7 protein-coding genes are annotated in these 12527 nt (G+C 69.3%); 4 read left to right on the top strand and 3 right to left on the bottom strand.

Annotated features, from left to right (window positions below; genetic code table 11):
* A complete protein-coding gene (locus FN821_RS05205; protein ID WP_131171481.1) occupies nucleotides 1–1128 on the bottom strand; it encodes a diaminopropionate ammonia-lyase in 1128 nt (375 codons plus the stop codon).
* 436 nt (nucleotides 1129–1564) lie between these two features.
* Here FN821_RS05205 and FN821_RS05200 point away from each other — a divergent pair, with 436 nt between their 5' ends.
* The 3 genes from FN821_RS05200 (at nucleotide 1565) to FN821_RS05190 (ending at nucleotide 6256) form a co-directional block, all read left to right on the top strand.
* The gene (locus FN821_RS05200) at nucleotides 1565–3061 is read left to right on the top strand and encodes a nucleobase:cation symporter-2 family protein (RefSeq protein ID WP_131171480.1); all 1497 of its coding nucleotides are present in this window, start codon (nucleotides 1565–1567) and stop codon (nucleotides 3059–3061) included.
* A 468-nt stretch (nucleotides 3062–3529) separates the two neighbouring features.
* Complete coding sequence (locus FN821_RS05195; protein WP_206662003.1) at nucleotides 3530–5014, top strand: nucleobase:cation symporter-2 family protein; 1485 nt, start codon at nucleotides 3530–3532, stop codon at nucleotides 5012–5014.
* A gap of 360 nt (nucleotides 5015–5374) precedes the next feature.
* Nucleotides 5375–6256, top strand: coding sequence for a mechanosensitive ion channel family protein (locus FN821_RS05190; protein WP_206662002.1), 882 nt, complete (start codon nucleotides 5375–5377; stop codon nucleotides 6254–6256).
* 123 nt (nucleotides 6257–6379) lie between these two features.
* Here the strand turns inward: FN821_RS05190 and FN821_RS05185 are convergent, their stop codons facing one another.
* Complete coding sequence (locus tag FN821_RS05185; protein ID WP_131171478.1) at nucleotides 6380–7210, bottom strand: EamA family transporter; 831 nt, start codon at nucleotides 7208–7210, stop codon at nucleotides 6380–6382.
* Nucleotides 7211–7285: 75 nt separating this feature from the next.
* The gene (locus FN821_RS05180) at nucleotides 7286–8728 is read right to left on the bottom strand and encodes a CCA tRNA nucleotidyltransferase (RefSeq protein ID WP_421958040.1); all 1443 of its coding nucleotides are present in this window, start codon (nucleotides 8726–8728) and stop codon (nucleotides 7286–7288) included.
* A 118-nt stretch (nucleotides 8729–8846) separates the two neighbouring features.
* Between FN821_RS05180 and murJ the strand changes: the two genes are divergently transcribed.
* Complete coding sequence (murJ, locus tag FN821_RS05175; RefSeq protein WP_131171476.1) at nucleotides 8847–12482, top strand: murein biosynthesis integral membrane protein MurJ; 3636 nt, start codon at nucleotides 8847–8849, stop codon at nucleotides 12480–12482.
* Nucleotides 12483–12527 lie beyond the last annotated feature (45 nt).

Raw genomic sequence — 12527 nt, 5'->3', positions numbered from 1 at the left:
TCAGTCAGCCGACTCCGGGCCGATGATGCGGGCGAAGTTGATCGGATCGGTGACGCCCTCGGTGACGAAGACCAGCACATCGTCGTCGGCGCGCAGCCCGAGGTCCTTGCCCCAGCGCAGCAGGGCGGCTAGGCCGGCGGCGCCGGACTCGCCGGACTCGATCCAGTCCTCGTGCAGGACGCGCGTCGCCTCTTCGGCGTCGGCGTCTTCGACGGTGGCGAAGGCGTTGAACGCGGACCGGTTGGTCATCCAGGCCAGGTCGGACGGCGTCCCGCAGTTGAGGCCGGCCATCGACGTGTACGGGGTCTCGTCGATGACGGTCAGCTGGCCGCCGTTCTCGATGCTGGTGGTGAGGCAGTCGGCGACGGTCGGCTCGGCGCCGACCAGCAGCCGCGCCGGGCGGTGGGCGAACGCCGCCGCGACCGCGGCACTGAAGGCGCCGACGCCCATCTGCGCCACCACGACGGACGGCTCGGGCGTGAGTTCCTCGTCGATGAGGTCGATGACCTCTTTCATCATCGTCTGGTAGCCGTCGATGATCCAGTCGGGGACCTCGGTGTAGCCCTCCCAGGACGTGTCCTGGATCACGACGGTCGTATCGTCCGCCAGGGCGGCGGCGCGCTCGATGGCCTCGTCGTAGTTGCCGTCAGCGACGATCACCTCGCAGCCGTTGCGCGCGATCGCCTTGATGCGGCTCTTCACCGTGCCTTGGGGCACGAAGATCGTGCACGGTAGCCCCATGTCGCGGGCCATGCGGGCGACGGCGCGTCCGTGGTTGCCGTCCGTGGCGGCGACCAGCGCGAGCTCGCGTCCGGACTCGGCGACCGCCTTCTTCAGCTTCGCCATCGTGGGCTTCTTGTGCTCGGGCAGCCCGAGGTGCTTCATCAGCGCGCGGTACGTCGCCCAGGACGCCCCGAGGATCTTGAAGGCCGGCATTCCGAGGCGCGTCGACTCGTCCTTCACCCACACCGACCGGACGCCGAGGATCTTCGCCGCCTCCTCCGCCTCGCGCAGGGGCGTGGGCACGAAGCCCGGGATCGACTTGTGGAAGCTGGCGCTGGTGAAGACCGGGGCCTTCACATGGTCGCGGTCGACGTAGGGGTTGAGGACGAGGCGTGCGGTTCCCATGATGACCCTTCATGCACTGGTTATCGGCGTCACTAGCCTATCGGCCTGGCGTCACCAGTTGGCAGAGTTGCCAATAAAGTTCCGATTGTTTCGGCCCAGGTGGCGAACGAGTTCGGACGCCGCCGGCCCGGCTCGCTGCCCCGAAGCCGGGCCCTCCGCGGGCATCCCCGTGCAACAAGTGGCACCAACCGGAAGCCGACTCCACCAGTGGGCACAGGCGTCCGGTTTCGGCTTTCTGCTGTTGACAAGGGCTTTCAAGATCGTTCCGGACGTCACGCGTCCGGGAAGCCCCTCAATCCGTTCTTTCCTCGACGTCGAGGCAATCTGGCGAAAGCCCAGCGAGCACGCGGCGTCCGACCTATCCTCAAACTGAGGTTATAGTTATCGATACTTTTGCCGAAGTTGGAACCAGCGGCTGGTGATCAAAGGAGACTCGATGTCCGCTCGTGGACGCAGCAAGCAAGAACCCACCCCGGTTGGCACGACACGACCCGAGGACGAGCGCCTGAGCGTGGGCGACAGCATCGTCTACGGCCTCCAGCACATCCTGTCGATGTTCGGCGGCGTCATCGCCGTGCCCCTGATCGTGGGCGGCGCGGCCGGCCTGAGCCCGGCCGAGAACGCGCTGCTCGTGTCGTCGGCGATCCTGTTCAGCGGGCTGGCGACGATCCTGCAGACGGTCGGCGTCTTCACGAAGACCCCCGTCGGCTTCGGCTCGCAGCTCCCGCTCGTCCAGGGCATCTCGTTCGCGTCCGTGTCGACGCTGACGGCGATCATCGCCAAGGGTGGCGGCGTCACTGGGCTGCGGATGGCGTTCGGCTCGGTGATCGTCGCCGGCCTGGTCGCCCTGGTCATCGTGCCGTTCTTCGCGCAGGTGATCCGGTTCTTCCCGCCTGTGGTCACCGGCTCGATCATCGCCGTCATCGGCCTGTCGCTCGTGCCCGCCGCCGGCAAGTGGATCGTCGGCTCCATGCCCGCGCAGGTCGTCGTGGACGGCAAGCTCGTCAGCAATCCCGCCTTCGGCAACCCCAACAACATCGTCCTCGCGCTGCTGACCCTCGCGATCACCCTCGGCCTGTCGATGATCAAGCGGCTGGCCCGGATGGCGATCCTGCTGGGCCTCGTCGCGGGCACCCTGCTCGCCGTCATCTGGAACTTCATATCACCGACGTCCGGGATGATCAAGGCGCCGTCCTTCGCGGGCAAGCTGCCGGTTGACGTGCCGCGTCCGTTCGCGTTCGGACTGCCGATCTTCGAGGTGGGCGCGATCGTCTCGATGGTCATCGTCCTGATCGTGATCATGGTCGAGACGACCGCCGACATCCTCGCCGTGGGCACCGTGGTGGGCACCGAGGTGGACTCCAAGCGCGTCGCCAACGGCCTGCGCGCCGACATGCTCTCCTGCGTCCTCGCGCCGGTCATGAATACCTTCCCCGCCACCGCGTTCGCCCAGAACGTCGGCCTGGTCGCCCTGTCCGGCATCAAGAGCCGCTGGGTCGTCGCGGTCGGCGGCGGCATCCTCGCCGTGCTCGGCCTGTCGCCCTGGCTCGCCGCCATCATCGGCGCGCTGCCCACCCCGGTCCTCGGCGGCGTCGGGATCGTCCTGTTCGGCACCGTCGCCGCGTCCGGCATCCGCAGCCTCGGCAAGGTCAATTACGACGGCAACAACAACCTGCTGATCGTGGCGGCGTCCCTCGGGTTCGGCCTGCTGCCGGTGGTCCTGCCCGGCTTCTGGCATCGGCTACCGGACGCCCTTTCGACCGTCCTCGACTCCGGCATCAGCTCGGCCGCCCTCGTGGCCTTCGTGCTGAACCTGGCGTTCAACGTGTGGGGCAAGTCGGACACGTCCGGCGTCCACGTCACGGACGCCCACGCGCCGGCCCGCGCCGTCACCGAGGACCAGCTCAAGACCCTGGTGGACGCCGACCACTAGGCCGAGACGGGGAGGCCCGACCCGCGCCGAGCACGGGACGGTCCAGAGCCCGAGGTCACGCCGGCCCGGATCAACAAGGCCCCAGGTTGCCGCGCGGACGCTCCTCGAACGGGGGGCGTCCGCGCAACCTTGGGCAAGGTAGACGCACTGTCGCCAAACCTTTTGCGGGAATTTGGACGCCGCGAGGCGTCCCGAGGCCGCCAACTGAGCCACCGACGACAAGTGCTGATCCGGGTCTGACTTGGGGTGATTCCTGGCTGTGTCACGTTGAATTGATGAGTTATTCGGTTCGCCTGACAGCGTGAATCCTCACTCCTAGGATGACGACTACCCGGGGTAGTCACCATGTCTCAAGGCAACGTTGTTGAGAAGGCCAACTCGGGAACTCGACAAAGCCTGTGGCGTCAGCTGCCCCAACGTGTTGGACGATCAGCTGCCTGCCCACACCAGCAAAGATGGAGAATGCAGGTGTCTACCGTTGAAGCACCGGTCTCGAAGCAGGTCGAACCTGTCGACGAGATCCTTCCAGTACCCCGACTCATCACCCTTGGCCTTCAGCACGTTCTCGTCATGTACGCCGGCGCCGTGGCCGTGCCGTTCATCGTCGGAAACGCGCTCAAGCTGAGCCCCCAGGACATCGCATTCCTGGTCTCCGCCGACCTGTTCGCCTGTGGCATCGTCACGATCATTCAGTCGCTCGGCGCCTCGCAGTGGTTCGGCATCAAGCTGCCCGTCATGATGGGCGTCACGTTCGCCTCCGTCAGCCCGATGCTGGCCATCACCGCCGCCAACCCGGGCGCCCAGGGCGCACGGCTCCTGTTCGGCACGATCATCGGCGCCGGCGTCATCGCGATGATCATCGCCCCGTTGGTCAGCCGCCTGATCCGGTTCTTCCCGCCGGTCGTGACCGGCACGATCATCCTCGTCATCGGCGTCTCGCTGATGAAGATCGGCATCGGCTGGATCTTCGCTCCGTCGTCCGCCGTCACGTCCAAGATGGTCAACCCCGACTGGGCCAAGTGGGTCGAGGCTGCCAAGGCCACCCCCGGCATCCCCGAGCTGCCCAAGGGCTTCGCCCCGGCAGCCACCATGATGAACCCGGCCTACGCCTCTGCCGCCGGCATCGGCATGTCAGCCCTCGTCCTGGCGATCATCCTGATCATCTCGCGCTTCGGTAAGGGCTTCCTGGCCAACGTCGCCGTCCTCATCGGCATCGTGATCGGCGCCATCGTGGCCGCTGCCACGGGCATGATGAAGTTCGACAACGTCATGAAGGCCGACTGGTTCGCCCTGATCATGCCGTTCCACTTCGGGGTGCCGGTCTTCGACATCGTCATGATCCTCACGATGACCATCGTCATGATCGTCGTCATGATCGAGTCCACGGGCATGTTCCTCGCCCTGGGCGAGATGACCGGACGCAAGGTCACCCAGCCGATGCTGTCCGCCGGTCTGCGCACCGACGGCCTCGGCACCCTCATCGGTGGCATCTTCAACACGTTCCCCTACACGTCGTTCTCCCAGAACGTCGGCCTGGTGGGCGTGACCGGCATCAAGTCCCGTTGGGTCACCATCACCGGCGGCATCATCCTGCTGATCCTCGGGCTCGTGCCGAAGATGGGCGCCATCGTCGCCGCGCTGCCCACCGCCGTCCTCGGTGGCGCCGGCCTGGTCATGTTCGGCATGGTCGCGGCGACCGGTATCCGCATCCTCGCGGGCGTCGACTTCAAGAACCGGTTCAACCCGTTCATCGTCGCCGTCTCCGTCGGCTTCGGCATGATTCCGCTCATCGCCCCCGACTTCAAGCAGTGGATGCCCGCCCAGATCCACCCGATGGTCGACTCCGGCATCCTGCTGGCTTCGATCGTGGCCGTCGGCCTGAACTTCTTCTTCAACGGCGCTCACAACACCGAGGCCGAGATGATCGAGGCTGCCAAGCAGTCCGAGGCCTGATAGGTCAGAAGAACCCAACACCCGAGGCCGGACGACGCGAGTCGTCCGGCCTCGTGCCATTAACGCGGTCTGTCAGCCTCGGGACCACCACCCGGATTCGGTCACACTCACGGTTGAACTGAGCACGTTTGTCACCGCACGAGACGGTGAGAGCCACGAGATTCGGGTCGTCCAGGGTCCATCCGTGACCACGGATGTCGTCGCACTCAACCTCGCACCTGGCGCCTCTCGGATCAGCAGCCGGGTTGAGCGTGCCGGATTCCGGGTTGCCGTGAAGTCGGACGGGCGCGTCGGCGTCCGGCCTCATCAGCGGACAGACCGGCGCTTCCCGCGGACGTGCCGACCGGGAAGAATGGACGGGTGCTGCCGCTACTGACCTGGACCTGGCCCGAGACCCCCATCGTCGTGGGGCTGGTGGTCGTGCTTGGCATCGCCGTCCGCTGGATCATCGTGCGCGCCGTCAAGGCCGGCGTGGACGCCTCGCTGAAGCGGGCCCGCGACCGCAACGCCGGGCACGGGTCGAGGGCCGACCGGATCCTGGCCGCGGCGACCGGCGTGAACGGCGCCCGCCACGAGGCCCGGACGCGCACGATCGGCTCGATCCTGCGCAGCATGACCACGGCCGTCATCGCCACGATCGCGGTGCTCACGATTCTGGACGCCCTCGGCGTCCCCCTCGGACCCATCGTCGCCTCCGCCGGCATCGGCGGCGTCGCCCTCGGCTTCGGCGCTCAGAGCCTGGTGAAGGACTTCCTGTCCGGGATGTTCATGATCATGGAGGACCAGTTCGGCGTCGGCGACCTCATCGACACCGGCGACGTCACCGGCACCGTCGAGGACGTGGGCCTGCGCACCACGCGCCTGCGGGACGCGTCCGGCCAGGTCTGGTACGTCCGCAACGGCGAGATCGCCCGCATCGGCAACCGGTCGCAGGGCTGGTCCACGGCGACCGTCGACATCCCCGTCGCCTACGACGAGGACGCCCCGCGCGTCGTCGGCATCTTGAACAAGACGATGGACGCCGTGTACGCCGATCCCAAGTGGGAGACGGTGTTGCTGCAGCGTCCGGAGGTGGCCGGCGTCGAGAAGGTCGTCGGGGCCGCGATGACGATCCGCATCTTCGCCAAGTGCGCGCCAAACCAGAACTGGGGCGTCCAGCGTGACATCCTCGAGCGGTCGCAGGAAGCGTTGCGCGCGGCCGGGGTGCGGGGTCCTTCGATCATCGGGCCGGCGCCGGAGTAGAGCTCGGACTGGCGCCAGCGGCGCGTCCGAACAGTCCTCAGGTGGGTTCCGGCCGGGCGCTCGCTCCGATGCTCGGACCAAGACGTTGGACGCCGACGCGACGGATCGGCGTCCGAGCAGCCCTCAGGGGTGGCGAGTGGAGCGGGTCGCCCCCACGCTCGCGACGATGACGCAGGCCATCGCGGCCAACTCGATCGGGCGCAGCTGCTCGTGCAGCAGCGCGAACGCGAACAGTGCGGCGGCGGCCGGTTCGAGGCTCATCAGGATGCCGAAGGCCCCGCGGTCGATGGTGCGCAAGGCGATCATCTCGAGGCCGTAGGGCACCACGGACGACAGCAGCCCGACGACGGCGCCGAGAAGCCACACCTTCGGGTTGGTCACCCACTGCGGCGCGGACGCCAGCGCGGGAGCGGCGAGCGCGAACGTCCCGACCCAGCAGGCGACTGTGACACCCGTCACGCCGGACCAGCTGCGTCCGGTCGGCCCCGCCAGCACGATGTAGCCCGCCCACAACGCGCCAGCGAGCAGGGCCAGGACGATGCCGAGCGGATCGAGGTCTCCCGGGGTGAAGCCCAGCATCGCCACCCCGACGAACGCCAGCCCGGCCCACAGGTAATCGCGGACGCGGCGGGAGCCGATGATGGCGACGACCAGGGGTCCGAGGAACTCGAGCGTGACCGCCATCCCGATCGGGATTCGCTGGATGGCTAGGTAGAACACCAGGTTCATCACCGCCATCGCGAGGCCGTAGGCGAAGACGATGCCCCAGTGGCCGCGGGTGCGTCCGGCCAGCCGCGGACGCGCGATCACCGTCAGGATCAGCGCCCCGAACGCGAGCCGGAGCCACGCCACGGTTTGGGGCGGGGCGGACGAGAACAGGTCCTTCGCGAACGACGACCCCAGCTGCACCGACGCGATCGACACCAGGACCAACAACACCGGTGGGACGCGCATCCCGTCAGCCTAAGCCAGGTCCGGACGCCGCCCTTCGACAGGCTCAGGGAACGGCCGTCGACGGGCTCAGGGAACCTAGCTTGGCCGGGACGCCCACCAGGCGAGCAACTCTTCGCGCGCTCGTTCTTCGCCCAGCGGACCCTCGTCCAGCCGACGCTCCAGCAAGAACCGGTAGGCCTCCCCGACCACCGGACCTGGCCCGATCCCGAGCAGGCCCATGATCGCCACCCCATCGAGATCCGGACGCATGGCGTCCAACTCCTCGGCCTCGGCCAGCGCGTCGATGCGGAACTCCAACTGCTCGTACGCCGTCCGCAGCCGGTGGGCCTTGCGGACGTTCCGCGTGGTGCAGTCGGCGCGGGTCAGGATGTGCAGCCGCTCGAGTTCGGGCCCCGCGTCGCGCACGTACCGCCGCACCGCCGAGTCGGACCAGTCCGCCTCCGCGTACCCGTGGAACCGCAGGTGCAGCTCGATGAGCAGGCAGATCGACTTGATCTCGTCGGACGAGAACCGCAGTTCCGTCAGCCGCTTCTTCGCCATCTTGGCGCCGACCACGTCGTGGTGGTGGAAGGTGACCCCGCCGGCTTCGAACCGCTTCGTCCGGGGCTTGCCGATGTCGTGCAGCAGGGCCGCCATCCGAACGATCAGATCGGGCCCGTGCCCCCGCTCCCGCTCCAACGTGATGACGTTGTCGAGCACGGTGAGAGTGTGCAGGTAGATGTTCTTGTGGCGCTTGTGCTCGTCCACCTCGGCGCGCAGCGCAGCGACCTCGGGCAGCACCAGCTCAGCGAGTCCGGTGTCGACCAAGAGGTCCAGTCCCGGCCAGGGGGACGCCGACAGCATCAACTTCGACAGTTCGTCGCGCACCCGCTCAGCCGAGATGATCGACAGCCGCCTGGCCATCTCGCGCATCGCCGTCACCACCGCCGGATCAGCCACGAAGCCCAACTGCGACACGAACCGGGCCGCCCGCATCATCCGCAGCGGGTCGTCTCCGAACGACAGCTCCGCGGACGCCGGCGTCCGGATCACCCGGTTCTCGAGGTCCGCGAGCCCGTCGAACGGATCGGTGAACGCCCCAGTCACGACCGACAACGCCATCGCATTGACCCGGAAGTCGCGCCGCTTCAGGTCGTCGACCAGCACGTCCCCGAAGGCCACCAGGGGCTTCCGTGAGGCGGGGTCGTAGGCGTCCGCACGATAGGTGGTGATCTCGACGATCCATTCGCGGCCGTCGGCCTCCCGGACGCGTCCGCCGATGGTGCCGAACTCCCGTCCCATGTCCCACGTCGCCCGGGTCACCGTCCGCAGCAGCCGCTCGATGGCGTCCGGACGCGCGTCCGTCGTGAAGTCCAAGTCGTTGCCGAGGCGACCGATCAGGGCATCGCGCACCGAGCCCCCCACGAGGTGCAACTCGTGCCCAGCCGCGGCGAAAGCGGACGCCAGAGAGCCGATCGCGGGGGCGTCCAGCACGACGCGCTCCAGCGACTGACGCTGCGACGGGCTCAGAGATGACACGGTCGGCCAGCTTACCGGGCCTACGATGGGCGGGTGAGCGAGCCGTCCCGCCGCCGCCCGCGCTGGGTCGGCACGACCGTGGCACGGCTGGCGACGGTCCACACCCCGGGCGGACGCCGTGACTGACGCCGCATCGGGTTCGAGCAAGCGGCTGCTCAGCGCGACCGCCGTGATGGCGTCCGGGACGATGGTCTCGCGCATCCTGGGCTTCGTCCGGACCATGCTCGTCGCGTTCGCCCTCGGCAACGTGACCACCCAAGGCGACACCTTCACCCTCGCGACGGTCGTCCCCAACAACCTCTACATGATCTTCGCCGGCGGGGCCCTCAACACCGTGCTGGTGCCGCAGATCGTCCGGCATATTCGTTCGGACGCCGACGGCGGGGTCGCCTTCATCAACCGCATCATGACCGCCTTCTTGGTGGCGCTGGCGGTGGTGACGGCGTTCGCCCTCGTCTTCACGCCGCAGCTGATGAGCCTGTGGATGGGCGACGCCTGGACTGCTGGACGCCTCGCCGGCCACCGCGACGCCCTGTTCTTCCTCGCCTACCTGACGATGCCGCAGCTGTTCTTCTACGGCGCGTTCTTCCTGATCGGGCAGGTGCTCAACGCGCGCGACAAGTTCGGCCCGATGATGTGGGCGCCGATCGTGAACAACCTCGTCCAGATCGTGGTGCTGGGCGGGTACGCGATCGCGTGGGCATCCCAGTCCGATCACTCGGTGCCCTTCACCCGCGAGCAGGTGCTGGTGCTCGGCGTCGGGTCAACGGTCGGCATCATCGCGCAGACGCTGGTCCTGATCCCGGCGATGCGGGCGCTAGGGCTCCGCTACCGTCCGCGCTTCGACCTGCGCGGCTCGGGACTCGGCGCGACGTTCCACCTGGCCAAGTGGGCGATCGGCTACGTCGTCTTGACCCAGCTGGCCGCCGTCGTCGTCACACGCCTGGCCAGCGCGGCGACCATCGTCGACCCCGCAAAACCCGGCCCCGGACTGCTGGCCTACAACGAGGCCTACCTGACCTGGATCCTCCCCCACTCGCTGCTCACCGTGAGCCTCGCGACGGCGCTGCTGCCGTCGGCGTCCAGGCTCGCCGCCGCCGGCGACCTGCCGGGGGTCGCCGGCGAGACCAGCCGGACGCTCCGCCTGGCGAACACCTTCATCGTCCCCGCGGCCGTCGGGCTCGGCGTGCTCGCGAACCCCTTCGCCAACCTGGTGTTCGGCAACGGCGCGGGGGCGTCCGACTGGCACGCCGTCGCGCTGACGCTGATGTGCTTCGCGGTCGGGCTGGTGCCGTACACGATCCAGTACGTCTACCTGCGCGGCTTCTACGCGCTCGAGAACATGCGGACCGTCTTCGGCCTCCAGATCTGGATCTCGGGCGCGAACGCGCTGCTGGCCTGGGGCTGGGTCCAGCTCGACCCGAACCCGCTCACGGTCGCCCCGCGCCTCGCGCTGGCGTACTCGATCTCGTACCTGCTCGGCGCCTTCATCACCTTCCGCTCGCTCGCCCGGCGACTGCCCGATCTGGGCGGCGGCACGATGCTCGGCCACGTGGTCCGCGTGCTCGCCGCCACCCTGCCCGGGGCGGCGCTCGCCTGGGGCATCACGGCGTTCGCGGCCGACCGCGGCAAGCCGATCGTGGCGGCCGGGTTCGTCGTCGCCGGACTGGTCTTCGGCGGCCTGTTCATCCCCTTGGCCCGTCTGCTCGGCCTCAGCGAAGTCGCCGTCATCCTGGACGCCGTGGCGCGCCGCCTCGGCCTGCGGCGAGGCCGCGGCGGCGTCCGAGCAGACGACTGGGCACCCGGCACCGACGAAGGCGACGTCGTGGCGTCCGAGCTGACCGAGGCGGACGCCATCCGGCTCACGCCGCTGCTCAACTACCCCGACCCGGACGCCCCCATCTCGGCGCCCGAGGTGGACGCCGACGCGTTCGTCCAGCCCGGCGACGTGCTCGACCGGCGCTACCGCCTCGACCGGCTGCTGGTGCGCCGCGGCCAGGCGCTGACCTGGCTGGCGCGCGACCAGACGCTGTCGCGTCCGGTGCTGCTGCACGTGCTGCCCGCCGGGGCGCCGCGGGCGCTCGACGTGCTGGACGCGGCACGCGAGTCCGGACGCGTCCTCGACTCGCGGTTCCTGCGCGTGTGGGACGCGGTGCTCGTCGAGGGCCAGACGTACGGGGCGATGGTGCCCTGCGAGTACGCGCCTGGGCAGTCGCTGGAGCTGGCCCTGCGCCGCGGGGCGATGAGCGAGATCGAGGCCTGCTGGATCGTCCGGCAGCTGGCCGAGGGCCTGATCGCGCTGCACGCCGACGGCCTCTACCACCGGCACCTCAACCCGGACACGGTCGTCATCACGGCGTCCGGCAACGTCAAGATCGTCGGCTTCCTGCTCGAAGAGGCGCTCGCCCCCAGCCCGGACGGCGGCGTCAGCGGCGAGCGCGCGGACGTCCGCGGGCTCGGGCTCGTGCTCTTCGCGTCGCTGCTGGGCTGCTGGCCTGACGGTCCGGCCTACGGCCTGCCCGAGTCGCCCCGGGACGCCCGCGGTCGCGTCCTCGCGCCCGGCGAGCTGCGTCCGGAACTGTCGGACGCCGTGGCCGACGTCATCGACCGCATCCTGACCCCCATCGCCAGCCCCCAGCCGCCGCTGCAGACGGCGTCCGCGGTGGCGTCCGCGCTGGCCGACATCCTGCAGGGCGCGGACGCCTCGCGCCTGCTGGAGCAACGGCTGCAGTACCCGATCCCGCTGGTGGCGACGACGCGTCCGGCGCTGCCGCACGGGGCGACGCCGATCCCGCCGCCCGTGCCGGTGGTGCGTCCGCAGCGGGCCGTGTTGGCGTCCACGTTGGACGAGACCGCCGCCTGGGCGCCCACGGACGAGGAGGAGGAGACCTGGACGCCGACCGCGGCGGCCCTACCCCAGGTGTCGACCCCCGCCCCGCCCGCCCCGGTGCTGCCGGCCGGGCAGCGGCGACCGCTGCGCGTGGACGCCGTCGTCGACGCCGACGCCTCGGACGACCCGGGGCTGCCGGCCCTGGACGCCACCGCCCCGATCCCCTTCCCGTTCGAGGGCGCCCCGTCGTCCTCGACGCCGAGCGAGCACGACGAGCTGTCGACGCCCATCCCGGCCCCGACGCCGGAGCGCGACCTCGTCGCCATCACCCAGCCGCGCAAGCACTTCTGGTTCCGACTGCTGATCGTCTGCTTCCTGGTGGCGCTGGTCGCCGGCATGGCGGGGGTCTTCGTGAACCAGTACCGGGCGTCCAGGCCGGTCGCGCCGGTCCACACGCCGATCGCGATCGTCGGCGTCCGCGATTTCGACCCGAAGGCGGACGGCGGCGACGACTCCGAGAACGGCACGCAGGCGGCGCTGGCGACCGACGGCCAGGCCGGCACGCTGTGGAAGACCGAGAAGTACGGCAAGTCGGCTGCGTTCAACGGACGCAAGCCCGGCGTCGGGCTGCTGCTCGACCTGGGGGCCGTGCAGACGGTGACGTCGGTCCGGGTGACGGTGGCGACTGGTCCGACCGACCTCGAGATCAGGGTGCCCGCCGGCGACCCAGGGGCGGCGTCCATGGCGACGCAGAAGGACTGGCGCGTGGTGGCGTCCGGGCCGGGCAGCCTCGGGGAGAGCACGCTCACGCCGACGAAGCCCGTCCAGACGCGGTACGTGCTGGTCTACATCACCAAGCTGCCGGACCTCGGCTCGGGGGCCGGCTTCCAGGCAGCGATCGCCGACATCTCAGTGTCGTCGTAGGCGCTCGGGCGCGGCGAAAGTGATCGGAATAGGCGCGTCCGGTTG

Source organism: Propioniciclava tarda (assembly GCF_900182665.1).
GTDB classification, from domain to species: Bacteria; Actinomycetota; Actinomycetes; order Propionibacteriales; family Propionibacteriaceae; genus Propioniciclava; species Propioniciclava tarda.
This window is presented reverse-complemented; position numbering and strand designations above follow the sequence as displayed.